Origin of the sequence: Halorubrum rutilum (assembly GCF_042665015.1) — an archaeon.
GTDB classification, from domain to species: Archaea; Halobacteriota; Halobacteria; order Halobacteriales; family Haloferacaceae; genus Halorubrum; species Halorubrum rutilum.
In genome coordinates, this window is the sequence record NZ_JBHTBL010000005.1 from 448168 (window position 1) to 473553 (window position 25386).

A 25386-nucleotide genomic window follows, 5' to 3' on the forward strand; every position below is an offset into this window, starting at 1 on the left:
GTTTGTAACTGAGAGTCGATTCTGTGACCCTCTGTTCATGAACGGTCGGAATCGCGGTGAACACCTCTAAAATCACAGCCGCTCGGCTATACGTGACTGGTGCTGGATCGACGCTGACCACTTCCAAAGCCCCAGCCGTGAGGCGGGCACACGCTCGCTGCGCTCCTCAGTCGCTCGTTTTACTCGCTCCCTGCGGTGCTTACGTTCCCTGCGCCCGCCTCACGGCTGCCCCTTTGAGTCCCGTCCCGGACAGCACCGCAGCCTCACGCCTCCCCAGCCTCGTCGGTGGTCCTCCGCTTCGCTCCGGACCACCGACTCCCTCGCGCGTGCGGTTCACGGCCTGTCGGCCGCTCACCGGCACGCGCCGCCGCACCGCCTCCCATGCATCAGAGCCGACGCGGCCGTTCGTTCCTGTACAGTGGCTCTGTTGAAATCCTCAGTAGGTGATATGTTTTCGGAGCCGTGCTGAATAGAGGGCGCGTGTCGGGCACCCGAAAAATGAGGTGCCGGCTATTGCTCCGTATCAATAAAGTATGTGCGGTGTAGCCTCAATACTCGCCAAAGTATACAAAAACCGATTGTAATAACCCTGAGCGTACATACCCGACACGAGTCCTACTACAAGTGATACACTACTCCGACGAGAGGGCCTGTTTACTCTCGAAGGAGATGGGTAGTTCCAATTCGACCGTCGTTCCACCGTGTGTGTTTTCGGCTACGGACACTGCTCCTCCGATACGTCGGGTGAGCCACTGCATCGTCCACAGTCCGATGCCTGTGCTGTGAGCCGTTGGTGTCTCTTGAGCATTTTCTAACGAGCGCTTCTCTAACTCGGGGATTCCAGGTCCGTCGTCTTTGATGCTGACAACAACCCGGTCCGATCTTGACGACGGCGCGGTCACTGAGATGCTCAGCTCCGGTGCCTCACAGTGTTGGAGTGCGTTCTCAATAGGCATCTGAAGGATCACGCGAAGCACCTCTCGGTCACCGGTCACCGTCACGTCGTCGCCGGTAACGTTGATTTCGGCCTCGGGAAACTCTTCGCCGTACTCGGTGACCAAGGCACCGATGACCGAGCTGAGTTCGACATTATCCACAGTGCCGATACGGTCAATTGCGTCGTCAAAAGCACGCACCTTCTCGGATAGCTCCGTGAGGTCTACCGAGGTAGTCCTGATCATGTCAACACCCGTCTCAGCCCGTTCTACAGACGACTGTTGTAGGTCAGCCAATAAATTCTCCAACAGGCGAACCTCGGACTGGAGATCCCGACCTTCTTTTGATGTCTTCTCGATCGAGTCCAGTAGTTCCTGTCGTTCTGTTTTTATTTCTTCCGGGACATTGAGTTTCTCCAGCTCGTCCTTCACCAGATCAGCATGCCCGAGTATGACATTCGCACGGTTCCTGATATTATGCCGTAATACCCGATTCATCACGCTGAGTCGCTGCTCACGTTCCTTATCAACCGTGATGTCTCGGAGGATACCGCGGACTTTCTCTGTTCCCTCTTCTTCGACACGCTCTCCAGCCACACGGACCCAGCGTTCGTACCCGTCAGCTGTCCGCCGTCGGGCCTCAATCTCGAACGGAGAGCCTTCCTCCCGACAAGCGGTGATCGCGTCACGTATGTCTTGACGGTCATCAGGGTGATACAGTGTGATGACCTCCTCTAGTGGGAGGGGATAGTCGTCATCTCCGTGTAGTTGGCTCATGCCGGCCGTTCCCCTGAGGATGTCTGTGTTGAGATCAAGCTCCCAACCGCCGATGTCCGCCAGTTCCTCGCTTCTAACCAGCCATTCCAGTCGCTCTTCGCGAGACTTCACGTGAGTGATGTCGTCGAGTCCGACCACGACACACTCAACGTCACCCTCCTCGTCCAACACCGGAGCAGAGTGGCTTGAGAGCCACTTTTTTGTCCCATCCGGCAATTCGATCCAATGTTCTAAGCCGAGAACTGGCTCTCCAGTCTGTAGGACTTTCGTCACTGGGTGCTCGTCGGAAGCAATCGGTGTGCCGTCGTCATAGGTTATATTCCACTCTTGATCTTTGTACGTCCGATCGGTGATTTCTTCTCGTTCTAGATTAAGAATATTTTCGGCACGCCTATTCGCCCGTGATATGTTCCCAGACGGTTCTACGACAACGATACCAATGGGAGCGACCTCGAAGACCCGGCTGAGTAGATCACGAGCACGCTGTCTGTTCATTTGCTGGGTAGTGTCCTCGATCGTCAACAACGCAAAGCGAGGCTCTCCGTCACCGACTGGACTCACCGTCCCCTCTACTTGTCTCGTTTTTCCCTCGACGCCGATCTGAATGTCGGCCGGCCGTGTCTCTCCACAGTCGAATACCTCTTCGATGGTGGTACGGAGATGCTCAAGCTGAGAGGACCGAAGCGCGTTCCACAGCGTCTTGCTTGTCAGCTCTTCGCCGCCATCGTCGAGTAACTCGTGATCGCTGTCGTTCCGGAGTTCCTCAACGACAAGACCGTCCGAGTCGATCAAAAGCGCAACCTCGGCTGTGGCGTCAAGAAGGCTCTGGAGAACCAGTCTGGTTGGCGGGGTCTCACTCATGATTTGTCTCGCATCTCAGGTCTCAAAACAACGACTTGCCCAAGCAGACTAAAGTTTTGGCTCTGTTGAAATCCCACTCTTCAGATGTATTCTCGACTGAAACAGCTGACCGGTGAAGAGTGCGTATTGATCGTCGAGGATTCTGCCAACTCAGAGGAGTGTCTGGATAGTCGTGCGAGGTACAGGGCGCTTATCTCCTACACGCTGCGCTCAGTAGTTGAGGTCGCACTTCTCAATCATGGGTCGGGAATTATACATAACCTTACACGAACTCTCCTTGTTCAGACATCTCGAACTCAAACCGTGCTCCACCATCGGTTCCATTAGCTACAGACAGCTCCCAGCCGTGGGCTTCCACGATTCGTTTTACGATAGTTAACCCGAAACCAGTACCACCCTGTGCCGACGAGTGTCCCGGTTCGAGCACCTCGTCACGCTTTTCGACTGGAATTCCTGGTCCATTGTCTTCGACGTAGATCCCAAGTTCGTTGTGACAGCCGACACGAACGGTCACGTCGGATCCACCGTGTTCAACAGCGTTTCGGAACAGGTTCTCGAACACGTGGCGTAACCGGTCAGGGTCTGCTTGAAAGGTCATTTCGTCGACAATCTCAATAGTTGCCTCGCCTGTGTCTACTGTCGCCCAGCATTTCCCGACAAGGTTAGTCAAACTGACCGACTCCGTTTCGCTTATTATATCGCCTTGGCGAGCAAGCGTCAACGTATCCTCGACGATCGCCTCCATCCGGTCAAGCGCCTGTAGTAGTGGATCAAGATGCTCGCTTTCTCCCTGCTCAGCAAGGAGTGCAGCGCGACCCTGTGCGACGTTGAGCGGACTGCGCAAATCGTGGGAGATAACACTCGCAAACTCTCCGAGCCGCTCGTTCTGCTGACGTAGTTGTCGCTCACGTTCGACGCGTTCAGTCACGTTCCGAGTGACCCCAACGAGGCGAGTTATCTCACCATCGGAGACTACCGGCGCAAGTTTTGTCTGCCAGAATCGTGCTCCTTCGCTGACCCGGAGTTCCTCCTGATACGAGATTGGTTCGCCGGCCTTGACACAGCGGTGATAGTTCGCCGCTAACTCAGCGCCCTGTTCTTCACCGAACACGGCCTGTGGTGTCTGGCCCTGTACTTCCTCGGTAGTAATCCCAGTCTGGCGCTCATAGGAGGGGCTGAGGCGCTCAAACTCGAATCGGACACCATCCCCATCTTCCTCAACATTCATCAGAAAGATGGCGTCCTCCACGCTGTTCAAAACGGCTTCGTACTCTTCGGCAAGCTCTCGCGCTTCGCGTTCGTGCTCTTTTCGCTCAGTAATGTCTCGACTGCTAAGCAGAATCCCATCGATGATATCGTCGTCAACTCGATTCCGCATTGTGGCCTCAATCCAGCGCCACGAGCCGTCGGCGTGGCGGAATCGGACTTCAACAGTCTCGGATTCGGAAGGGTTTGAGAGAACAGCCTCCAGCGCGTCGGCGTTTCGCTCCCGATCCTCGGGATGGACGAATTCGAATCCCTCGTGGCCAACCAATTCGCCGGGATCGTAGCCGAGAATCCGTGTGATGGCCGGACTAACGTAGGTTATTGTCCCGTCAGTATCGACGACTGTCACGAGATCATTTACCTCCTCAACGAGCGTCCGATACCACTCTGGCTTGTGATTATTATTCTCTCGGTGGGTTGTATCGTTATCCATCGATTATAATGAGTCCAGTACACGTGTAAGCATATTAAAATCGTGCACCATCTCCGGTTGAAGCACCACTTTTTGTTCTATATATGGGGGTGGTGGCCAAGATCTTGCTGAGTATACCCTCTGTATTCAGCAGCTGGTTCCTATCAGCATCTGAGGATTTCAACAGAGCCTGTACAGTGTATTCGAGGAGAGGGCCCTCGACGGCGAAACGCACAGTACCCTCCGACCCGTACGAGCAGGCGTGTACGCCGGACTGAAGAACACCCCCTGTTGCCTCTGCGGTCGCGACGAGACCCACACCCGGATCGCGGTGCCGCCGCGGGCGCTCGGGCTGATGGAGAACGGCGACCCCATCTCGTGGCGCGACGTCGTCGGGACGGTGACCCTTCGCTTCTGCGCCGACGACTGGGACCTCGTGAGCGACCTCGCCATCGAGATGGACACCCATCCGCTCTCGCGGTGTAACGCGGCGCACGTCTCGCTCGACCTCCGCGAGGACCACGAGGCGCTGCTGTCGGCGGTGAAGGGCGAGACCGACCAGACGGAGCTGGAGTCCAGGCTCGCCGCGGAGGCCGAGGCGACGCTCGACGCCGTCGACGACCCCTACACCGAGGAGCGCGACGTGGTCGAGGCGATCGTCGTGCTGCGCGCCCTGGAGGAGCTCGGCGTCCGCGACCCGCCGAACGACCCGGTCGCGCCGTAGCCGCGCGGAGCGGTCGCCTGGGGTCGAGCTACCACCGCACCTCGAACCCGTCCAGTCCCTCGGGCGGCTCGTACGTCGCGTCGACCTCGTCGACGTCGGCCGCTTTGCTCCCCGTCTCGCACCACGCGACCATCTCGCGGACCGCGTCCTCCGGCCCCTCGAAGACGGCCTCGACGCGCCCGTCGTCGAGGTTGCGCACCCAGCCGTCGACCCCCTTCTCGCGGGCGGTGTCGCGGGTCGTCGCCCGGTAGTAGACGCCCTGCACGCGCCCCGAGACGTACACGTGTGCTCGCGTGCGGTCGGTCATCGCGAGAGCGTGCGCCCGCCGCCGGCTTAAACGCGGCGCCGAGGGATCGCCCGTTTCAACCGAAGGCCGGCGGCCGCCGATCGGGAAGAGACCGACGACGGTCCGCAACCGACGACTTCTAACGAACGGCCGCCGACACGCCGGGTATGGACCTGTTCGGAACCGCGGGGATCCGCGGGAGCGCGACGGAGCGGGTCACCCCCGAGCTCGCGCTCGCGGTGGGACGCGCCGTCGCGGCGGAGATACGAGCGGACGCCGAGAGCGACGGAGACGGGTCGGACGCGGACGACGCGCATCCCGCCGAGATCGTGCTCGCCCGCGACGGCCGCGTCACCGGCCCCGCGCTCGCGGCTGCGACCGAGTCCGGGCTCGCGTCGGGCGGGGTGCGAGTGCTGCGCGCCGGGCAGTTGCCGACGCCGGCGCTCGCGCACGCCTCGCGGGGGCGCTACGGCGTCATGCTCACCGCCTCGCACAACCCCCCGACCGACAACGGGGTCAAGCTGTTCCGGGACGGCAGCGAGTTCGACCGCGAGGCCGAGCGCGCCGTCGAGGAGCGCGTGGCGGGCGAGGCGCCGCCGGCGGCGTGGGACGCGTGGACCGAGTCCGAGCGCGTCGAGCCGCTCGGCGGCTACCTCGCCGACGTCGTCGCGTACGCCGAGCGGTTCGGCGCCCCGCTCGACGGGCTCCGGGTCGCGGTCGACTGCGGGAACGGGATGGCCGCCCCCGCGACGCCGACCGTGCTCCGCGAGCTCGGCGCCGACGTCGTCACGCTCAACGGGAACGTCGACGGCCACTTCCCCGGCCGCGGGAGCAAGCCGACCCCGGAGACGCTCCGCGACCTCCGGGCGTTCGTCGCCGACGCGAACGAGGGCGTCGCGGAGCCGGGGCGTCCGGACGCGGGCGGCGAGGGCGACGCCGGAGGCGACGGCGACGCCGAGGCCGAGGGGTTCGCCTTCGGGATCGGTCACGACGGCGACGCCGACCGGATCGTGGTCGTCGACGCCGACGGCGAGGTGGTCCACGAGGACACCGTCCTCGCGCTGCTCGCGGAGCGGTACACGCGCGCGAGCGACGCCGCCGACCCCGTGGTCGTCACGACGCCGAACGCCTCGGGCCGGATCGACGAGCGCGTCCGCGAGGCGGGCGGGCGCGTCGAGCGCGTGCGGCTCGGCGCGCTCCACGAGGGCATCGCCGCGGTCCGGGCGGACGCCGACGACGCCGGCGCCCTCGGCGAGGCGGGCGCGGTCGGGGAGGCGGGCGCCGCCGGCGAGGTGGGAACCGACACCCGCGTCGTCTTCGCCGCCGAGCCGTGGAAGCACGTCCACGTCGCTCACGGCGAGTGGATCGACGGGGTCGCGTCGGCGGCCGTGATCGCCCGGCTCGTCGCCGACGAGGGGCTCGACGGGCTCCGCGAGCCGATCACCGAGCGGCCGTACCGCAAGGTCAGCGTCGACTGCCCCGACGACGCGAAGGCCGGGGCGATGGAGCGGCTGGAGACCGCGCTCCCGGCGGCCTTCCCCGACGCGACCGCGAGCACCGAGCACGGGGTCCGGCTGGAGTTCCCGGACGCGTCGTGGGCGCTCGTCCGCCCCTCGGGCACGGAGCCGTACGTCAGGGTGTACGCCGAGAGCGACGCGGTCGACGAGCTGATCGCGGACGTCGAGGCGGCCGTCGAGGAGGCGGTGGCCGCGGCCGGCGACGCGTAGCCGACCGATCATTCCCGACATACCGCTCCCGTCGGCCATCCGACATACCGCTCCCGTCGGCCCCCGGAGACCACGGACGTGAACACGTTCGGGTCAAACCCGGGCGAGCGGGCGGCGTTCCCGCCGAAGCGCTCCGGGAACGTCCGATACCGCGTCGTCGAGAGCGACGAATTTATGACGTGTTCGCGCGCCAATACAGGTGACATGGTATCCGATCTCGATCGGCGGCGGTTCGTCAAGGCGGCAAGCGCAGCAGGCCTCGTCGGGCTCGCCGGCTGTAGCGGCGGCCCGAGCGGCGACGGGTCGGACGGCTCGGACGGCTCCGACGGCTCAGACGGCTCGGACGGCTCCGACGGCGACGACTCGGGCGACGGGTCCGACGGAGGCGACGAGCCGGCGGCGAACGTCGGGATGGTGTACGCGACCGGCGGCCTCGGCGACGGGTCGTTCAACGACCAGGCCCAGCAGGGGGCCCTCGCGGCGGAGGAAGAGCTCGACATCTCGTTCCAGGAGGCACAGCCCGACGAGGTGGCCCAGTTCAGTAACTTCCAGCAGCAGTTCGCGGAGTCGAGCGACCCGGACTACGACCTGGTGTGCTGTATCGGCTTCCTGCAGGCCGACTCGCTGTCGGAGACCGCGGAGTCGTACCCCGACCAGAACTTCATGATCGTCGACTCGGTGGTCCAGGCCGACAACGTCGCGAGCTACACGTTCCGGGAGCACGAGGGGTCGTACCTCGCGGGCCTGATGGCGAGCCTGCTCACCACCCGCGACTTCTCGGCGGGCGCGGGCTCGACCGCGGGCGACTCCACGAACGTCGGCTTCGTCGGCGGCGTCGAGTCCGACCTGATCCAGAAGTTCCAGGCCGGCTTCGAGGCCGGCGTCGCCGCCGGCAGCGACGACGTCGACGTCAGCGTCAACTACACCGGCAGCTTCAACGACCCCGCGGCGGGCCGCGAGGCGGCGACCGCGATGTACAACAGCGGTTCCGACATCGTCTACCACGCGGCGGGGAACACGGGCACCGGCGTCTTCCAGGCGGCACAGGAGCAGGACGGATTCGCGATCGGCGTCGACCGCGACCAGTCGATCACGCGCCCCGACTACGCCGACGTGATCCTCGGGAGCATGGTCAAGCGGGTCGACACGGCCGTCTACAACGCGATCGAGGCGACCGTCGAGAGCGAGTTCCCCGGCGGCTCGAACGTCGCGCTCGGGCTCGACAACGAGGGCGTCGCGCTCGTCTACGGCGACCAGCTCGGCTCCGAGATCCCGCAGGACGTCAGGGACGAGGTCTCGACCGCGCGCGAAGACATCGTCGCCGGGGACGTTTCCGTTCCTTCGTCGCCCTCGAACGTCTGACGGAGCGGGCGCTCGCTCCGGTCGGATCGCCGGCCGCTCGCCGGTCCGTGCGGACCGAACCATATCCAAACATATTCACCCGACCTCGAACCAGGGGGTAGTAGACCAATGGCCTCAGCCGTCCACCTCGACGGGATCACGAAGCGGTTCCCCGGCGTCGTGGCGAACGACGACGTCGACCTGCGGGTCGAGCGCGGCACCGTCCACGCCCTCCTCGGCGAGAACGGGGCCGGGAAGACGACGCTGATGAACGTGCTCTACGGCCTCTACGAACCCACGTCGGGGACGGTCCGGCTCGACGGGGACCCCCACGCGTTCGACTCCCCGCGGGACGCGATCGACGCCGGGATCGGGATGATCCACCAGCACTTCATGCTCGTGGACCCGATGACCGTCACCGAGAACATCACGCTCGGCAACGAGCCGCGGAAGTGGGGCGGACTCGCCGTCGACCGGGCCGGCGCGCGCGAGGCCGTCGTCGAGCTCGCCGACCGCTACGGCTTCGACGTCGATCCGGACGCGCGGATCGAGGACGTCTCCGTGGGCGAACAGCAGCGCGTCGAGATCCTGAAGGCGCTGTACCGCGGCGCCGACACGCTGATCCTGGACGAGCCGACCGCGGTGCTGACTCCCCAGGAGGTCGACGAGCTGTTCGACGTGCTCGACGAGCTCACTTCGCAGGGGAAGACGATCATCTTCATCACCCACAAGCTGGGCGAGGCGATGCGCGCGGCCGACGAGATCTCCGTCCTCCGGGACGGCCGGAAGGTCGGGACGGTCGACGCGGACACCACCACCCAGGAGGAGCTCGCGGAGCTGATGGTCGGCCGCGAGGTCCTCCTCGACGTCGACCACGGGACCGCGGAGACGGGCGAGGTCGTCGCCTCGGTCTCCGAGGTCGTCGTCGAGGACGACCGCGGGGTCCGGGCCGTCGACGGCGTCTCGTTCGACGTCCGCGGCGGCGAGGTGTTCGGGATCGCCGGCGTGGACGGAAACGGGCAGTCGGAGCTCGTCGAGGCGGTGACCGGGCTCCGGACCCCCGACGCGGGCGAGGTCCGGTTCCGGGGCGAGGACGTCACGACCGCCTCGCGGCGGGACCGGATCGAGGCCGGCATGGCGTACGTCCCCGAGGACCGCCAGGAGCGCGGCCTGGTGATGGAGTTCGACCTCGTCGAGAACGGGCTGCTCGGGAGCCAACACGGCCGCGAGCTCGCCGCCAACGGCCGGATCGACTGGGAGAAGACGCGCGGGCACGCCGAGGCGATCATCGACGAGTACGACGTGCGGCCGCCGGACGCGGACGCCGACGCGGAGTCGCTCTCCGGCGGCAACCAGCAGAAGTTCATCGTCGGTCGGGAGTTCGAGCGCGACCCCGAGCTGGTCGTCGCCTCGCACCCGACGCGGGGCGTCGACGTGGGCTCGATCGAGTTCATCCACGAGCGGCTCCTGGAGCTCCGGGAGCGGGGCGTGGCGGTCCTCCTCGTCTCCTCGAAGCTGGAGGAGGTACAGGGGCTCTCGGACCGCCTCGCGGTCGCGTACGAGGGCGAGTTCGTCGACGTGGTCGACCCGGACGAGACGACGGAGGAGGAGCTCGGCCTGCTGATGGCCGGGGAGCGACCGGGCGGCGGTGGCGGGGACGGCCCGGCGGCGGCGGGGAACGAGGACGCGGACGAGCCGGAACGGAACGCGGAGGCGGACCTCGCGGACGCCGCGGACGGTGAGCGGGCGTGAGCGCCGCCGACCGCGCGCGCGACGCGCTCTCTCGGCTCGTCGACGCCTCCGCGGCCGAGCGGGTCCTGATCAGCACGGCGGCGCTCGTCCTCTCGGTCCTCATCGGCGCGGCGCTGGTGCTCGTGGCCGGTCGGATGACGACGTGTACCGCCGGCGAGGCGGTGTACTACCTTGGGGTCGGGTTCTGTTACGACCCGGTCGTCGTCTTCGACCGCCTCTTCCTCGGGGCGCTCGGCGACCCGCTCAGCGGCGGCTGGTCGCCGAACGGGCAGTTCGCGGTCACGCTCCGCGAGACGACGCTGCTGATCTTCACCGGGCTCTCGGTCGCGCTGGCGTTCCGCGCCGGGATCTTCAACATCGGGACGCAGGGCCAGATGGTCGTCGGCGCGCTGGCGACCGCGCTCGGCGTCCTCTGGGCGTCGTCGCTCGTGTCGGGCGCGCTCGGCACCGTCCTCCTGATCCCGTTCGGGCTCCTCGTCGGCGCGGTGTTCGGCGGGCTCTACGGCGCGGTCCCGGGCCTGCTGAAGGCGTACGCCGACGCCAACGAGGTGATCACGACGATCATGCTCAACTTCATCGCGACCGGCGTCGCGCTGTACCTGGTCAGCGGGATCTTCAAGGACCCGAACAGCGCCGCGAACCAGACCGTCCCGCTCCCCGAGTTCGCGCAGTTTCCGGCGCTGCTGTTCGGCGCCCGACAGGACTTCTCCGTCGTCGCGCTCGGCTTCGGCCTCCTCGCCGTCGCCGGGCTGTACTACGTCCTCGAACACACCGCCTTCGGGTACGACGTCCGGACGAGCGGCGTCCAGCCCGAGGCGGCCGAGTACGGCGGCGTCGACGCCAAGCGCACCGTCGTCGCGAGCCTGTCGCTGTCGGGCGCGCTCGGCGGGATCGCCGGCGCGATGTACGTGATGATGGTGCTCGGGACGTTCCAGACGGGGATCCCGGCCTACGGGTTCGACGGGATCACCGTCTCGATCCTCGCCGGCAACAACCCGCTCGGGGTCGGCGTCGCCGCGCTGCTGTTCGGCGTGTTGAAGAGCGGGACGACGGTCGTCCAGTTCGCGACCGACGTTCCGCCCCAGCTCGTCGGCGTCCTCCGCGGGCTCATCATCCTGTTCGTTGCGATGCCGGAGTTCTTCCGCCTGCTGGCCCGCGGGCTGCCGGGAACGGGCTCGAAGCCGGAGGCGGTCGCGACCGACGGCGGGACCGCCGCCGACCGGGGAGGTGAGACCGATGAGTGACGCGCCCGCGGGCGGCGCCGCCGACGGCGACGAGGCCGACGACGCCGAGGACGCCGACGCCGCGATCTCGGCCGAGGGCGCCGACGAGGAGGGCCTCCTCGACCGGTACTCGACCCGGGCGCTCGTCGCCGGCGCGACCGTCGCCGCCGTCGCCGCGCTGCTGCTCGCCGGGCTGCTGTTCCCGGACTCGCTCGCCGGGACGCTCGCGGACGTGCTCACGAGCGAGAACACGCTCGCGGCGGCGCTGCGGCTCTCCGTGCCGATCGCGTTCGCCGCCCTCGGCGGGATCTTCGCGGAGAAGTCGGGCGTCATCAACATCGGGCTGGAGGGGCTCCTGATCATCTCGGCGTTCAGCGCCATCTACGTCGCCGACCTCACCGGCGGAGTGTGGGTCGGCTTCGCCGGCGGCGTCGTCGCGAGCACGCTGCTCGCGGCGCTGTTCGCCGTCGTGACGATCGGGTTCCGCGCGGACCAGATCATCGCCGGGCTCGCGGTGTGGCTCATCGCGCTCGGGCTCGCGCCGTTCGCCTCGCAGGTGATCTACGGCAGCCCGAACACGCCGACCGTCGCGACGTCGCCGTCGATCAACGTGCCGGTGCTCGCCGACCTCCCGTTCTTCGGCGCGCTCTTCTCCGCGTCGCCGTCGGTGTACATGCTGTTCGCCGCCGTCGCCGGCTCGTGGTACGTCTTCGAGCGGACGGCGTTCGGCCGGTGGATCCGCGCCAGCGGCGAGAACCCGAAGGCGCTCGACACCGCCGGCGTGAGCGTCACCCGGGTCCGCTACGCGGCGGTGCTGATCTCGGGCGTGCTCGCGGGGATGGGCGGCGCCGCGCTGTCGCTCGACCTCGGCCAGTTCACCGGCAACGGCCCGACGATGGTGAACGGGAAGGGGTTCATCGCCATCGTGGCGTACCTGTTCGGCAACTACAACCCGGTCGGGGCGTTCCTCTCGACGATGCTGTTCGCGGGGCTGGACGCGGTCCAGACCGTGCTCCAGCTCCAGGGGATCGGGATCCCCCGGCAGCTCATCCGGATCACGCCGTTCGTGGTCGTCATCCTGGTCCTCGCGCTGGTCGGTCGGACGCGGCTCCCGGAGGCGGCCGGGGAGCACTACGAGACCGAGGAGTGAGCGGGCGACGACGCCCCCGAGGAGTGAGCGGGGCGGCTCAGTCCGACGCCGGCCTCGCTCCGTCCCCGTCCTCGGCCGGGGACGGCAGCCGCAGGTCGGCGAACTCCGCCAGGTCGCCGACGCCGGTGACGAGCCGGACCTCGTCCGTGACCGGGACGCCGACGCAGGAGAGCCGGGCGTTCGTCTCGCGGATCTGCGCGTCGGAGAGCACGGACTGCCCCGGCATCGCCACGTCGCCGTCGACGACGACGACGGCGCAGTTCGTGCACGCGCCGCCCCGGCAGGCGTACGGCCAGGACCGGCCGCCGCGCTCGGCCGCCTCCAGGATCGACTCGTCCGGCTCGACGAGGAACCGCCCGTACTCGGGCAGCCCGAGGTCCGACTCGGCCGCCTTCTCGAACAGGTCCGGGTCGTCGAGCGACCAGCCGCGCTCGGTCATCGCGTCGTAGTCGAGGTGGAACACGGTCGAGGGTTCGCCCGTGAGGAGGGGCTCGACCGCGCCCTCCGCGTACCCCCGGATCACGCTCGCGGCCTCGGGGACGGGGCGGTCCGACAGCCCGGCGAACCAGGCCTCGACCGACTCGACCGTGAGGTTCGACTCCGCGGCGACCGCCTCGACGTCGACCCCTTCGAGGCGGGCGATCTCGGCGACGTAGTCGGGCGAGTCGAGCGCCGCGATCGCCTCCTCGACCGACTCGGTCGACCGGTCGTACCACGAGGCCAGTTCGCCCGCGCCGATCCCCTTGTCGTACGCGACGGCGAGCATCAGGGCGGCGGTCGTCTCTCCCTCGCGGACCTCCGAGAGCCACTCCCGGAGCCGGTCCGTGTCGACGTGATCGAGTCCGGACATGTCCGGAGTCACGGCCGCACCGCCGTTAAAAACGAGGGCTGAACAGTTAGGGACGCGACGGCGTCGTCGGCGACCGCGGACGACCGCGACGACGCCCGCGGTCCCGGACCGGGCGGCGATCCGCGTCGGTCGCGTCGCCGTCCGGGGCTCGTGTCGCTCCCGAGGGGACCGAAACGGGAACAAAGAGTTTTGCCACCGGGGGAACGACCCACGTGTCATGAGCATCGACGAGTACGACGTCGTCGTGGCCGGCGCCGGGACCGCCGGCTGTTACGCCGCCGCGACGATTGCGAACGAGGGGCTCGACGTCGTCATCGTCGAGCGGAAGGACGAGGCGGAGGCCGGCCACATCGCCTGCGGCGACGCGCTGAAGGGCGCCGACGCCTTCCCGGAGGCCATCCCGAAAGAGCGGCTCGAACCGGCGTTCACCAACACCGGCGTCGACCATGGGCGGTTCGAGATCCCGCAAGAGGACACGGTCCTGGAGATCCCCGTGCCGGGCGAGCTCGCGGTCATCGACCGGTGGGAGTACGGCCGGCAGATCATCGCGGGCGCCGAGGACGCCGGGGTCGACTTCCACTACGACACCGTCATCAACGACGTAATTCAGACCGAGGCCGGTCGGGTCACCGGGCTGCGCGCGAAGCGGAAGGGCGACGCGGTCACATACGAGGCCGACCTCGTGATCGACGGGGCCGGGTCGCTGTCGCTGCTCCAGGACAAGGCGGACTTCGAGGGGACGACGTTCGACACCAACGTGCGCTACTCGCAGTTCTGCTCGGCGTACCGCGAGATCGTCGAGGTGCCGGAGCCGGTCGAGTGGGACGACGCCCTCGTCTTCAAGGCGACCGACCGCGCCGCCGGCTACCTCTGGTACTTCCCGCGGACGAGCACCGAGATCAACGCCGGGCTCGGCTTCCAGATGAACGAGGAGCCGATGCAGCTCGTCGAGGCGCTGAGACGCGACCTCCGGAACCGCGACGAGTTCGAGGGCGCCACCGTCACGGACAAGCTCGGCGCCGCGCTCCCCACCCGTCGCCCCTACGACTCGGCGGTCGCGCCGGGGTACATGGCGGTCGGCGACGCCGCCGGGCACGTCAACCCGACCACGGGCGGCGGTATCGCCGGCGCGGCGTACGCGGGCAAGTACGCGGGCGAGCAGGCCGTGAAGGCGGTCTCCGACGGCGACGTGAGCGAGGAGAACCTCTGGCGGTACAACACCCGCGTGATGGACCACTTCGGCGGGCGCTACGCCGGACTCGACGTGTACAACGTGCTCTCGACCGCGGTCGACGTCGACGACCTGATGGGGCTGCTCGCCGCGCTCCCGGGCGAGAAGCTCGCGGAGGCGTTATACGAGGGCTCCACGTCGATGTCGTTCGGGCTGAAGCTGAAGGCCGCGGTGAAGAGCTTCGGCTACTGGGGGACGATCCGGAACTTCTACCAGACGAAGACGCTCGCCGACGAGCTGCTCGACCACTACGAGTCGTACCCGACCAGCCCGGCCGCGATGGCGAACTGGACCGGCGAGCGCGACGCGATCATGGACCGGATCTACGAGACGACGGGCGCCGACGCGAAGTACTGATCGGGGCGGTCGAGTGGGTGAGGTCGCCGTCGTTGCGACGTTCCTTTCGTTGCGTTCCATCCTCTCAGCGTGGTCTCGTCCGGGCAGTTGGCTGTTACCGGGCGCTGCGTCGTTGGAAGCGCACACCGATCGATGACGGAAGTGGGTATCGCAGATCGGTGGTACCGATTCAGTATTTAAATAGCCGCGCGGCGGCAGCGGTTGTTTATAAATAAAGGTCGCGGTGGCGCGTGCCTGCGAGCGGCCGACAGGCCGCGAGCCAGCACGCGCGAGGGAGCGGTGAGCGCTCGGAGAGCGCGAACCGCGAGGCTGGGGAGGCGTGAGGCGCGGTCGCGGTGCTGTACGGGTGGGACTCAAAGGGGCAGTCGCTGCGGACCGCGCAGGCGATGTAAGCACCGCAGCGAGCGACGCGAGCGAGGAGTGCAACGAGCGTGCGCGGTCCGCAGCGACTGGGGCTTTGGAGGTCTTCACCGCGGAGTCATCGATCACTCGTAAACGGCCGACACCGACGCCGTTCGATCAGTTATAAACAACCGACCAAGCGAATCGATACGCGTACTCCCGTTGTCAAGCGCTCCCGCGTTCGCACTGATCAGCTGGTGAGATGAAATTAACTGAGACGAACACTCCGCCGACGCCGTCGTCTCAGTCCCACGTCACCCACAGCAGGAATCCGAGCGCGACCGTCTGGAGGACGTGGACGGCGACGTTCGCCTGCCACGCCAGCGACGGCATGTCTGTCGCGAACCACCCGGCGAGCACGGGGTGGTAGAGGTAGAAGTACAGCGAGAGCGCGTTCTGCGCCAAGAGCACGGCGCCGAACGCCGCGAGGCCGACCGAGTGTTTCGACCGGAAGGAGAGGTAGTTCCGCGCCCACACCCACGTGAGCGCGGACAGCATCGCGACGTTCACGGCGACGCTGACGCGCGCGACGTCTACCCACTGCATCGGTCACACCTCGCGGGCGCCGCCGCGGTCGCGCCGCGGTCGGTCGGGATCGCGTCGGGAGCCGTCGCGGTCATACCGGGAGCCCGTCGGCGATCTCCTCGACGAGGTCCCAGTGCCGCTGCGTCCCCTCGGTCGGGTAGTACACCGTGCCGTAGCCGTCTCCGGTGCGCTCGACGACGTCGTGGTCGCGGAGCACGTCCAGGTGGTGGCGGACCGTCGTGTAGTCGAGGTCGAGGTGCTCCGCCAGCTGGTTCGCGTTGCGCGGGCGGTCGTCGATCGCCCTGAGGATCCGGACCCTGTTCGGGCCGCCGCGGGTGCCGGTGAGCACGTACCAGAGGACGGCCTCCATGGTCGAAGACAGGGGCTCGCGGCGCCTAAACCTACCGCCGGGGGAAGCGCTCGCGCCCGATTCACCGGTCTCGCGCGTCGGCTCGCGGACGCCGCTCGGCGACCCGCAGGATCGCCCCGCTCAGCACGTCGATCCCGACCTGAATGTCGCCCTCGACCACGTCGAAGGTGCTCGTGTGGTGGCCGCCGGGGTGGTCGGTGCCGACGCCGACGTAGCAGGCGAGCCCGCCGTTCTCCTGGACGCGGTTCATCAGGTACGTCGCGTCCTCGGAGCCGCCGAGGTCGTCGCTGTCGACGATCTCGGTAACGCCCGCGGTCGCGCCCGCGACGTCGCCCACGATCCGGGCGAGCGCGTCGTCGCTGGTCGCGCTCGGCGCCTCCCCCTTCGTCGCCACGTCGACCTCGCAGTCGTGCATCGCCGCCGCCGACTCTAAGATTCGGTCGGCGTGGTCGGACATGTACGCGGCCAGCTCCGTCGTTCCGCCCCGGAGCTCGCCCTCGATGTACGACTCCTCCGGAACGATGTTCGTCGCGGTGCCGCCGCCGACGAGCCCGGCGTTCACCCGAGTCGGACCGTCGGCGTGCCGGGGGATCGCGTAGAGGTTCTGGACCGCGGCTGCCATCGCCTGGACCGCGTTGCGCCCCTGCTCGGGCCGCGCGCCGGCGTGGGCGGGTTCCCCGGTGAACTCCGCGAGGAAGTGCCGGACCGCGAGGAAGCCGTCGATCCCGCAGACGACCTCGCCGGAGGGGTGATCGAGGCCGACGTGGACCGCGTAGAGGTACTCCACGTCGTCGAGGTGGCCGGACTCGGCCATCGGCTTGCCGCCCGCCACCTGCTCCTCGCCGGGCTGGAAGAACACCTTCAGCGTGCCCGCGAAGTCGGAGTCGAGCACCGCGTCGAGCGTCCCGAGCCCCATCGTCGCGTGGGCGTCGTGGCCGCACGCGTGCATGAACCCCTCGTTCTCCGAGCGGAACCCCTTGGCCGCGGGGGCGTGGTCGCCCTCGTCGGACTCGCGGATCGGCAGCGCGTCGATGTCGACGCGAAGCGCGACCACGGGGCCGTCGCCGCGCTCGGCGACGGCGACGCAGCCGGTGTAGCCGCCGGAGAGCCCGTCGACGATGTCGGGATCGGCGCCGGCGTCGCGGGCCCGCTGCTCCCACTCGGCGAGCTCGTCGTCGTCGGGGACGTTCATGCGGTCGTCGGTCGCGAGGGCGTCGCGGCCGACGTGGAGCTCGGTGAGGTCGCGCTTCCGGAGCTCCTCGACGATCCGGGCGGTGGTGTAGAACTCGCGCCACGCGGGCTCCGGGTGGCGGTGGAGGTCGCGGCGGAACTCGCGGTACGCGTCGGATTCGAGCGCGCTCATGGGCGTGGGTGGCGGCGGGCGAGCTTAAAACGTCGCGTGGCGGAGCCGTCGGCCGGGGCCGCTCCGCGCGCCCCTGACCGCGCGCTCCGGGGCCTCGTCAGTCCTCGCCCTCGATCCGGTCGGCCTCCCGGACCAGGTCGCTCGCGACGGCGCGGGCCTGTTCCGGCGTGAGGTCCACGCGCTCGGCGTGGAGCGGGAGCCGGTCGCGGTCGACGTCGTCGAGTTCGAGCTGGAGTTCGACGCGCTCGGGGTCGTCGTCGGGCGAGGAGACGTTCAGGACGCCCGCGCCGGCCTCGGTCCAGTCCGGACCGACGGCGGCGCCCTCGACGAAGTCGAGCGTGGTGTACGCGGTGACGGACGTGATCCGCTCGTTCATGCCCCACCGGTCGGCGGGCACGGGCATGGGCCTTCCGGCGGCGGGACCGCCGCGAGGGAACGCGACCTCGTCGGACGCGGCTACCACCCGAACAGCTCGGGCGCGACGTCGGCGGAGGCGTGCTGTCCGGCGCGGTCGGAGGCGCCGTCGAGGCCGTCGGGACCGGCGCCGTCGGCCGGCGGCTCCGGACCGCCGAGCCGTTCCGACCCGTCGTCGTCCGCGATCGAGGTCGGACCGTCAGTCATCGGACGAGGCCACCTCCGGCTCCGCGGGCGCCGTCCCCTCGTCGGCGAACGGGTACCACGACTGCTTCGCGTCGGTGAGCGAGGCGTCGACGTAGTCCGTCTCCTCGGGCTCGCACAGGTCGGCGACCGTCTCGGTGTCGGTCGCGTCGACCCACTCGCGGAACGTCTGTCCCGGCTCGCGGCGCGCGGCGAACCCCTCGACGAGGTTCCGGATCGCGCCCGGCGCCTCGTCCGCGGGCACTCGCTGTCGGACGTACTCGACGAAGGAGGGCTCCTCGCCCATCCCGCCGCCGACGCCGATGTCGACCGCCTCGACCATCTCGCCGTCCTTGCGCGCCCGCATCCCGAGCAGCCCGATGTCGGCGGTGTTGGCGTGGCCGCAGTCGGCCGTGCAGCCGGAGAAGTGGAGCTTGAACTGCTCGACGTCGTCCGGCAGGTCGACGTTGTCGCGCAGCCAGCGGAGCAGCCGCGCGGTCCGCGCCTTCGTCTCGACGAGCGCCAGCGAGCAGAACTCGGTGCCGGTACACGCCATCGCCCCGCGGACGAACGGGTTCGGCTCGGGGCGGTGCGTCGCGAGCAGCGGCTCCGCGAGCAGCTCGTCGACGCGCTCGGGGTCGACGTCGACGATGATCGGGTTCTGCCGGCGCGTGAGCCGTATCTCCCCGGAGCCGTACTCGTCGGCGAGGTCCGCGAGCTCGATCGCCTCCTCGGCCGGGAGCCGTCCGACGGCGACGCTGAGGCCGACGTACCGCCGCCCGTCGCCCTGGTCGTGGACGCCGGTGTAGTCCTTCTTCCCCTCCTCGGGGACCTCCCCGGCGTTGTACGTGTACTCGTCGCGGATGTTCTCGCCGGCGGTCCGGAGGTCGCCGTCGACGTACTCCTCGGCAAGGAGGTCGCGGATCCAGTCGGTCCCGTGCTCGTCGACGAAGAAGCGCGAGCGGTTCTTCGCGCGCACTTGGCGGTCGCCGTGGTCGTGGTACAGCTCGACGAAGCCGCGGACGACCTCGTACGCCTCGTCCGGCGTCACGAAGACGTCGAGGGGGCGGGCGACGCGCGGCTCTCGGCCGCCGAGCCCGCCGCCGACGCGGACGTTGAAACCGAGCGTCTCCTCGCCGCGTATCTCCTTGCGGGCGGGCTCCAGCCCGATGTCGTTGATCGCGTCCTGCGCGCCGCCCTCGGGGGTCCCGGAGATGCTGATGTTGAACTTCCGGGGCATGTTCCGGAGGTCGTTATCGCCGCGGATCTCCTCTTGGAACCGCTCCAGGAGCGGGAGCGTGTCGATCACCTCGTTCGCGTCCTTGCCGGCGACGGGGCTGCCGGAGATGTTCCGCATCGTGTCGCCGCCTGACGACCGGGTGGTGGCGCCGACGGACTCCAGCTTCTCCCAGATCTCCGGGACGTCCTCCAGCTTGATCCAGTGGAGCTGGACCGACTGCCGGGTCGTCAGGTCGATCCAGCCGTCGCCGAACTCCGGGTTCGAGACCGGACCGTCCGCGTAGTCGCGGGCGACCTCGCCGATGGCGCGGAGCTGGTCGGGCTCCAAGATCCCGTTGGCGTTGGTCAGCCGCATCATGAAGTAGCTCTCCTGGCCCGAGCGCTGGTGGAACACGCCCCAGAACTTGAAGCGCGTGAACCACGCCTCCCGCTCGTCTTCCGGGATCGACTCGAACCCCTCCTCGGCGAACTCCAGCAGCTTCTCCCGGACCTCGTCGCCGTACAGTTCCGACTTCCAGGTTTCCTTTTCGTTCCCCATTACCGATCACCCTCGCCGCAAGAACGGAATCTTTCTGAGCTTTCGTTGGTCGAATGGTTGGCCATCTCGGTTTGTAGTTTACAGGATAGCATAAAATACTTCGCTTTTAATAAAATCACAAAATACGTTCAGGAGCGGGGCGATCGGGAAGTCGGTCCGTTGAGGGACTTATATTACATATTTACAGTAGAGAACTTTTAGTTGCGGTACCGAGAGTTCACAGAATGTTACAACCGGAACCGGAGCCCGTCGTTCGGCGGGAGTGATGGCCACAGATCGGCGGACTGCGGCCGAATTGACGTTTGATCCGGTGGGTCGAACCGTCGACTTCCATCGGCGAGCCGGATCCGTCGAATATCCCCGCCGGTAGATCGAGCGGTGTGCGAGTGGGACGAGGTGGTGTGAGCGGAAGTGTGGCAGACCGCTCGCGCGACCGATCTCGGCCGTCACGCACGGGTAGCGGACGAGCGGACACGTGGGTGTGGGGGTGCAGCGGACACGTGGGTGTGTGCGTGCGGCGGATCCGTGGGCGTAGGCGTGTGCGTGTTTATTTTATTATTCGGCTAATAACTGGACAAACACGGTCTATCTAAGCAGTATTCGTCGTATCGTAACAATTATACCGCGAATGGATTATGTACCACCCAGAGCCAGACTGATGCGAGACAACGTGTGCGGGCCACCCATTTCGGACCGATCGCGGACAGACGCGGCCGGCGAGGCGGTCGCCGCGCCCCGGCGACGCGCCGCCTCCGAGGGGCGGAGACTCCCATGAGCGAGTGGACGCCCACGACGTGTATGCGGTGTGCGGTCGGCTGCGGCCACTCGCAACAGGGATACGCGAACCACTACGGGCTCGACACCGTCCGCGGCGACGCGACCCACCCGGTCAATCGCGGGCTCGCCTGCCAGCGCGGGATCGACGAGACCGCGGACCCCGACGGGGAGTGGCTGACGCGCCCCCTCGTCAGGGAGGACGGGACGCTCGTTCCGACCAGCTGGGAGACGGCGATCGGGACCGTCGTCTCGCGCTTCGAGGACGCGCTCGCCGAGAGCCCGGACGGCGTCGCGGTGTTGGGGAGCGGCCAGCAGACGAACGAGGCGGCGTACGCGCTCGGCAAGCTCGCCCGCGGCGGCTTCGGCACCCGCTACTACGACGCCAACACCACCCTCTGTATGGCGTCGGCCGTCACCGCCTACTACCGGGCGTTCGGGAGCGACGCGCCGCCCCCGACGTACGAGGACATTCCCGAGGCCGAGACCCACGTGATCTGGGGCGCGAATCCCGCCGTGGCGCATCCGGTGATGTACCGGTGGATCGCCGACAGCGCGGGCGACGACGGCGAACTGATCGTCGTCGACCCCGTCGAGAGCGAGACCGTCGACGACGCGGACTTCCACGTACAGGTCGAGCCCGGCACCGACCTCGCGTTCGCCCGGGCGGTGCTGGCGCGGGTGGTCGACGAGGGGCTCGTCGACCGCGAGTTCGTCGCCGAGGCGACGACGGGCTTCGAGGCGACGGTCGAGTCCCTGCCCGCGGTCGAGGAGGCGGCCGAGACCGCCGGCGTGCCGGTCGAGACGGTCGAGCGCGTCGCCGACGCCCTGACGGAGCCGACGCTCGTCTACTGGGGGATGGGCGTCAACCAGAGCGTCCAGGGGACCGCGACCTCGCGGGCGCTGATCGACCTCTGTCTCGCGACGGGGAACCTCCGGCCCGGCAGCGGGCCGTTCTCGCTGACCGGGCAGGCGAACTCGATGGGGACTCGCGTCTGCTCGTCGAAGGGGACCTGGCCCGGCCAGCGCGCGTTCACCGACCCGGCGGAGCGCCGGACCGTCGCCGACGCGTGGGGCATTCCCCGGAGCCGGCTCCCGGACGACCCGGGACCGGGGCCGGTCGGCATCGTCGACGCCGTGGCGGACGGCCCGCCCGAGGCGTGCTGGACGGTGGCGACGAACCCCGTCGCGGGGATGCCCGACGGCGACCGCGTCCGCGAGGCGCTCGACGACGTCTTCCTCGTCGCGCAGGACGCGTTCCGGACCGAGACCGTCGAGCTGGCGGACGTGGTGCTGCCGGCGGCGACGTGGGGCGAGTCCGAGGGCACCGTCACGAACATGGAGCGGCGGGTCTCGCGGGTCCGCGCCGCGACCGAGACCTCGCCGAAGATCAAGGGGGACCTCGACATCGTCGTCGCGATCGGCGCGGCGATCGCTCCGGAACTGTTCCCGCAGTCCGCGGTCTCGCCGGAGTCCGTGTTCGACGAGCTACGCGGGCTGACGGCGGGGACGCCGGCCGACCTCTCCGGGATCTCGTACGACCGGCTCGACGCTGAGCTCGCGGTCCGGTGGCCCGCGCCGTCGCCCGACGCGGAGGGCGGCTACCGCTACGTCGACGGGGACGGCTGGGCGTTCCCGACGCCGTCGGGCCGCGCTCGGTTCTCGACGGGGACCCACGGCGGACTGGCCGAACCGACCGACGACGAGTACCCGCTGACGCTGACGACCGGGAGACGCGCCGACGCGTACAACACCGGCGTCCGGAGCCGCGGCGACGGGGGCGACGCGCCGCCGACGGCGCGGATCCACCCGGAGACGACGCTGGAGCGCATCGAGGCGTTCGACCGCGGGAAGACCGTCGTCGCGTCGCGCCGCGGGTCGACGACGGTCGCGGTCAACCCGGACGACGGCGTCCCGAAGGGGACGGTGTGGCTCCCGATCCATCACCCGGCCGTGAACGCCCTCACGCTCCCGGTCGTCGACCCCGAGTCCGACGAGCCGAACTTCAAGCAGTGCGCGGTCGACGTGCGGGCGCCGTCGCCGTCGAACCCCCTCGTCCACGAGGGGCACCCGGCCGCCGACGGGAGCTCCGCGGCGGACGGCGGTCCGGCCGCAAGCGACGGCGACCCGGCCCCGACCGACGACTGATACGGACCTCGGCTGACACCGGCCGTCGCCCGGGCGACCCCCGCGAGCGACCTCCCTCGGCGGCGGTATACTACACGGTCGTTCATGCGAAAAAAGAGTTATACCGGGAGCGACGAAACGGAGAGCCAGACTGACCCGGTAATGCGGAACGATCGGATACAATTATGAGTTCGATCGAAATGATCGCGAATTATATCGGCCAAAGACTGATCGCAGCATCACTCGATGACCGACCGAGACACCGCTCAATGACTGACCGAGACACCGCTCGATGACCGACCGCGACACCACACAACGACTGACCGCGATACCGCCCGATGACTGACCGCGAATCGACCACGTGTATGCGGTGTGCGGTCGGCTGCGGGTACCGACAGCGCGACGCGGACGAGGGCCGGGGCGTCGTCGACGTCCGCGGCGACGAGGCCCACCCGACGAACGGCGGGTCGACGTGCAGTCGGGGCGTGCGCGAGACGGTCGACCCGGGCGGCGAGCGCGTGACCGAGCCGCTGATCCGGCGCGGCGGAGAGCTCCGACCGGCCGACTGGGACACCGCCCTCGGCACGGTCGCCGTGCGGATCATCGAGGCGCTCAGAGAGGGGAACGACAACGTCGCGGTGTTGGGGAGCGGCCAGCAGACGAACGAGGCGGCGTACGCGCTCGGCAAGCTCGCCCGCGGCGGCTTCGGCACCCGCTACTACGACGCCAACACCACCCTCTGCATGGCCTCGGCGGTCCGGGCGTACGTGCAGGCGTTCGGGAGCGATGCCCCGCCGCCGACCTACGAGGACGTCCCCGAGGCCGAGACCCACGTGATCTGGGGCGCGAACCCGAAGATCGCCCACCCCGTGTTGTACCGATGGATCGCCGACAGCGCGGGCGACGGCGGCGAGCTGATCGTCGTCGACCCCGTCGAGAGCGAGACGGCGGCGGACGCCGACCTCCACGTGCGGCCGGAGCCGGGGACCGACCTGGCGCTGGCGCGGGCGGCCCTCGCGGCGGCCGTCGACGAGGGGCTCGTCGACCGCGAGTTCGTCGAGCGTCACACCGAGGGGTTCGAGGCGATGGTCGGCTCGCTGCCCGACGTCGACGTCGCGGCCGAGACCGCCGGCGTGCCCGCCGACCGCGTGTCCGAACTGGCGGCGGCGTTCGACTCGCGGACCCTCGTCTACTGGGGGATGGGCGTCAACCAGAGCGTCCAGGGGACCGGGACCGCCCGCTCGCTGATCGACCTCTGTCTGGCGACCGGCAACCTGGGACCGGGCAGCGGGCCGTTCTCGCTGACCGGGCAGGCAAACTCGATGGGGAACCGCGTCTGCGCCTCGAAGTCGTCGTGGCCGGGGTACCGGGCGTTCGACGACGTCGCCGACCGCAAGGCGATCGCGAGGGAGTGGGGCGTCCCCATGACCCGGCTCCCCGACTCGTCCGGCCCGGGGTTCGTCCGGATCGTCGACGAGCTGGCGCGGGGCAACGTCGACGTCTGCTGGACGGTGGCGACGAACCCCGTCGCGGGGGTGCCCGACTCGGGCCACGTGCGGGCCGCGCTCGAAGACGGCTTCCTGATCGTGCAGGACGCGTTCCGCTCGGACACCGCGGAGCTGGCGGACGTGGTGCTGCCGGCGGCGACGTGGGGCGAGTCGGAGGGGACGGTAATGAACATGGAGCGGCGGGTCTCTCGGGTCACGGCGGCCCGGGAGCCGCCGGAGGGCGTCCGGCGGGACGTGGACATCATCGGCGCGGTGGCCGACCGGGTCGTCCCGGAGCTGTTCGAGTCGACCCGGCTCGACCCCGAGGCGCTGTTCGACGAGGTGGCGGCCCTGACGCGCGGCACGACGGCCGACTTCTCCGGGATCTCCTACGAGCGGCTGGCGGAGGAGCTTGCGGTCCGGTGGCCCGCTCCGGACGCCGACGGCGAGGGGGGATACAGGTACTACAACGAGGACGACGCCGACCCGTGGTCGTTCCGCACCGACTCCGGCCGGGCGCGGTTCTCGAACGCGTCCCACGAGGGCGTCCCGGAGCCGATCGACGCCGAGTACCCCCTCACGCTCACGACGGGCCGGCGGCCCGACGCCTACAACACGGGCGTCAGGACGCGGATGGACGCCGACGGTGACGGGGGCGAGACGACCGCCCGGCTGCATCCCGAGACGATCGCCGACAACCTGACCGCGTTCGACCGCGGGAGGACGGTGGTCGAGTCCCGCCGCTCGGCCGTCGCGGTCGAGGCGACTCCCGACGCCGACGTGCCGCCCGGGCTCGTCTGGCTCCCGGTCCACAACCCGGCGGCCAACGAGCTCACGCTGTCGGCCGCCGACCCCGAGTCCGCCGAGCCGAACCTCAAGCAGTGCGCCGTCGGGCTGAGCGCGCCCGACCGCGGCGTCGCCGACCCCGTCGACGAGCGACGGGCGAGCGGGGCCGACTCGCTCCCCTGAGCGGGTCCCCGTCGCCGGCTTCCGACCGTTCCCCGAGCGGTTCACCGACCCGCGTACGGGAGGGACCCGAGCCCGATCCCGGCGACGGCGACCGAGCCGCGAG

The 25386-nt window shown here is 68.6% G+C and carries 19 protein-coding genes; 9 read left to right on the plus strand and 10 right to left on the minus strand.

What is annotated here, in order from left to right:
• Positions 1–632 precede the first annotated feature (632 nt).
• Together ACFQMF_RS08555 and ACFQMF_RS08560 are read right to left on the minus strand one after the other, a co-directional pair.
• Complete coding sequence (locus tag ACFQMF_RS08555; RefSeq protein ID WP_256408981.1) at positions 633–2573, minus strand: sensor histidine kinase; 1941 nt, start codon at positions 2571–2573, stop codon at positions 633–635.
• 262 nt (positions 2574–2835) lie between these two features.
• A complete protein-coding gene (locus tag ACFQMF_RS08560; protein ID WP_256408980.1) occupies positions 2836–4272 on the minus strand; it encodes a PAS domain S-box protein in 1437 nt (478 codons plus the stop codon).
• 241 nt (positions 4273–4513) lie between these two features.
• Between ACFQMF_RS08560 and ACFQMF_RS08565 the strand changes: the two genes are divergently transcribed.
• The gene (locus ACFQMF_RS08565; RefSeq protein WP_256408979.1) at positions 4514–4975 is read left to right on the plus strand and encodes a hypothetical protein; all 462 of its coding nucleotides are present in this window, start codon (positions 4514–4516) and stop codon (positions 4973–4975) included.
• 28 nt (positions 4976–5003) lie between these two features.
• Here the strand turns inward: ACFQMF_RS08565 and ACFQMF_RS08570 are convergent, their stop codons facing one another.
• Entirely contained in the window at positions 5004–5282 is a 279-nt protein-coding gene (locus ACFQMF_RS08570) for an acylphosphatase (RefSeq protein ID WP_256408978.1), read from the minus strand.
• Positions 5283–5428: 146 nt separating this feature from the next.
• On the opposite strand from ACFQMF_RS08570, the gene ACFQMF_RS08575 reads away from it, so the two are divergent.
• The 5 genes from ACFQMF_RS08575 to ACFQMF_RS08595 all read left to right on the plus strand — a co-directional run bounded on the left by ACFQMF_RS08575 (position 5429) and on the right by ACFQMF_RS08595 (position 12454).
• The gene (locus tag ACFQMF_RS08575) at positions 5429–6988 is read left to right on the plus strand and encodes a phosphohexomutase domain-containing protein (RefSeq protein ID WP_256408977.1); all 1560 of its coding nucleotides are present in this window, start codon (positions 5429–5431) and stop codon (positions 6986–6988) included.
• A 204-nt stretch (positions 6989–7192) separates the two neighbouring features.
• Positions 7193–8350: a BMP family lipoprotein gene (locus ACFQMF_RS08580; protein WP_256408976.1), complete on the plus strand. Its 1158-nt coding sequence runs from the start codon at positions 7193–7195 to the stop codon at positions 8348–8350.
• Between the two features lie 108 nt (positions 8351–8458).
• Positions 8459–10081: an ABC transporter ATP-binding protein gene (locus tag ACFQMF_RS08585; protein WP_256408975.1), complete on the plus strand. Its 1623-nt coding sequence runs from the start codon at positions 8459–8461 to the stop codon at positions 10079–10081.
• The gene (locus tag ACFQMF_RS08590; RefSeq protein ID WP_256408974.1) at positions 10078–11325 is read left to right on the plus strand and encodes an ABC transporter permease; all 1248 of its coding nucleotides are present in this window, start codon (positions 10078–10080) and stop codon (positions 11323–11325) included. Before ACFQMF_RS08585 ends, ACFQMF_RS08590 begins: the two co-directional genes overlap by 4 nt.
• Positions 11318–12454, plus strand: a complete 1137-nt coding sequence (locus ACFQMF_RS08595; RefSeq protein ID WP_256408973.1) for an ABC transporter permease — start codon at positions 11318–11320, stop codon at positions 12452–12454. The genes ACFQMF_RS08590 and ACFQMF_RS08595 overlap by 8 nt, the downstream gene beginning before the upstream one ends.
• Before the next feature lie 37 nt (positions 12455–12491).
• Here the strand turns inward: ACFQMF_RS08595 and fer are convergent, their stop codons facing one another.
• Positions 12492–13304: a ferredoxin Fer gene (gene fer / locus ACFQMF_RS08600; protein ID WP_256408972.1), complete on the minus strand. Its 813-nt coding sequence runs from the start codon at positions 13302–13304 to the stop codon at positions 12492–12494.
• 217 nt (positions 13305–13521) lie between these two features.
• Between fer and ACFQMF_RS08605 the strand changes: the two genes are divergently transcribed.
• On the plus strand, positions 13522–14892 hold the full coding sequence (locus ACFQMF_RS08605; protein ID WP_256408971.1) for a geranylgeranyl reductase family protein: 1371 nt from the start codon (positions 13522–13524) through the stop codon (positions 14890–14892).
• Positions 14893–15537: 645 nt separating this feature from the next.
• Here the strand turns inward: ACFQMF_RS08605 and ACFQMF_RS08610 are convergent.
• From ACFQMF_RS08610 to ACFQMF_RS08635, 6 genes are all read right to left on the minus strand, one after another.
• On the minus strand, positions 15538–15840 hold the full coding sequence (locus ACFQMF_RS08610) for a DUF8036 family membrane protein (RefSeq protein WP_256408970.1): 303 nt from the start codon (positions 15838–15840) through the stop codon (positions 15538–15540).
• Positions 15841–15910: 70 nt separating this feature from the next.
• Entirely contained in the window at positions 15911–16189 is a 279-nt protein-coding gene (locus ACFQMF_RS08615; RefSeq protein WP_256408969.1) for a winged helix-turn-helix domain-containing protein, read from the minus strand.
• Between the two features lie 61 nt (positions 16190–16250).
• A complete protein-coding gene (locus ACFQMF_RS08620) occupies positions 16251–17552 on the minus strand; it encodes an amidohydrolase (protein ID WP_256408968.1) in 1302 nt (433 codons plus the stop codon).
• A gap of 97 nt (positions 17553–17649) precedes the next feature.
• The gene (locus tag ACFQMF_RS08625; RefSeq protein ID WP_256408967.1) at positions 17650–17928 is read right to left on the minus strand and encodes a DUF6360 family protein; all 279 of its coding nucleotides are present in this window, start codon (positions 17926–17928) and stop codon (positions 17650–17652) included.
• Positions 17929–18008: 80 nt separating this feature from the next.
• Positions 18009–18173 (minus strand): hypothetical protein, encoded by a 165-nt coding sequence (locus ACFQMF_RS08630; protein WP_256408966.1) that lies wholly within the window; start codon positions 18171–18173, stop codon positions 18009–18011.
• Positions 18166–19926, minus strand: a complete 1761-nt coding sequence (locus tag ACFQMF_RS08635; protein ID WP_256408965.1) for a nitrite/sulfite reductase — start codon at positions 19924–19926, stop codon at positions 18166–18168. The genes ACFQMF_RS08630 and ACFQMF_RS08635 overlap by 8 nt, the downstream gene beginning before the upstream one ends.
• Positions 19927–20697: 771 nt before the next feature.
• Between ACFQMF_RS08635 and nasA (ACFQMF_RS08640) the strand changes: the two genes are divergently transcribed.
• Complete coding sequence (gene nasA / locus ACFQMF_RS08640; protein WP_256408964.1) at positions 20698–22848, plus strand: assimilatory nitrate reductase NasA; 2151 nt, start codon at positions 20698–20700, stop codon at positions 22846–22848.
• Positions 22849–23165: 317 nt separating this feature from the next.
• Positions 23166–25283, plus strand: a complete 2118-nt coding sequence (gene nasA / locus ACFQMF_RS08645; protein ID WP_256408963.1) for an assimilatory nitrate reductase NasA — start codon at positions 23166–23168, stop codon at positions 25281–25283.
• The last annotated feature ends 103 nt before the right edge of the window (positions 25284–25386 follow it).

Bases quoted from the DNA above. Each gene is read 5' to 3' on its own strand.
- ACFQMF_RS08630 (WP_256408966.1), bottom strand. From the start codon at position 18,173: ATGACTGACGGTCCGACCTCGATCGCGGACGACGACGGGTCGGAACGG.
- ACFQMF_RS08605 (WP_256408971.1), top strand. From the start codon at position 13,522: ATGAGCATCGACGAGTACGACGTCGTCGTGGCCGGCGCCGGGACCGCC.
- ACFQMF_RS08635 (WP_256408965.1), bottom strand. From the start codon at position 19,926: ATGGGGAACGAAAAGGAAACCTGGAAGTCGGAACTGTACGGCGACGAG.
- ACFQMF_RS08615 (WP_256408969.1), bottom strand. From the start codon at position 16,189: ATGGAGGCCGTCCTCTGGTACGTGCTCACCGGCACCCGCGGCGGCCCG.
- ACFQMF_RS08625 (WP_256408967.1), bottom strand. From the start codon at position 17,928: ATGAACGAGCGGATCACGTCCGTCACCGCGTACACCACGCTCGACTTC.
- fer (WP_256408972.1), bottom strand. From the start codon at position 13,304: ATGTCCGGACTCGATCACGTCGACACGGACCGGCTCCGGGAGTGGCTC.
- ACFQMF_RS08585 (WP_256408975.1), top strand. From the start codon at position 8,459: ATGGCCTCAGCCGTCCACCTCGACGGGATCACGAAGCGGTTCCCCGGC.
- ACFQMF_RS08580 (WP_256408976.1), top strand. From the start codon at position 7,193: ATGGTATCCGATCTCGATCGGCGGCGGTTCGTCAAGGCGGCAAGCGCA.
- ACFQMF_RS08575 (WP_256408977.1), top strand. From the start codon at position 5,429: ATGGACCTGTTCGGAACCGCGGGGATCCGCGGGAGCGCGACGGAGCGG.
- ACFQMF_RS08560 (WP_256408980.1), bottom strand. From the start codon at position 4,272: ATGGATAACGATACAACCCACCGAGAGAATAATAATCACAAGCCAGAG.
- ACFQMF_RS08555 (WP_256408981.1), bottom strand. From the start codon at position 2,573: ATGAGTGAGACCCCGCCAACCAGACTGGTTCTCCAGAGCCTTCTTGAC.
- ACFQMF_RS08610 (WP_256408970.1), bottom strand. From the start codon at position 15,840: ATGCAGTGGGTAGACGTCGCGCGCGTCAGCGTCGCCGTGAACGTCGCG.
- ACFQMF_RS08595 (WP_256408973.1), top strand. From the start codon at position 11,318: ATGAGTGACGCGCCCGCGGGCGGCGCCGCCGACGGCGACGAGGCCGAC.
- nasA (WP_256408964.1), top strand. From the start codon at position 20,698: ATGAGCGAGTGGACGCCCACGACGTGTATGCGGTGTGCGGTCGGCTGC.
- ACFQMF_RS08620 (WP_256408968.1), bottom strand. From the start codon at position 17,552: ATGAGCGCGCTCGAATCCGACGCGTACCGCGAGTTCCGCCGCGACCTC.
- ACFQMF_RS08570 (WP_256408978.1), bottom strand. From the start codon at position 5,282: ATGACCGACCGCACGCGAGCACACGTGTACGTCTCGGGGCGCGTGCAG.
- nasA (WP_256408963.1), top strand. From the start codon at position 23,166: ATGACTGACCGCGAATCGACCACGTGTATGCGGTGTGCGGTCGGCTGC.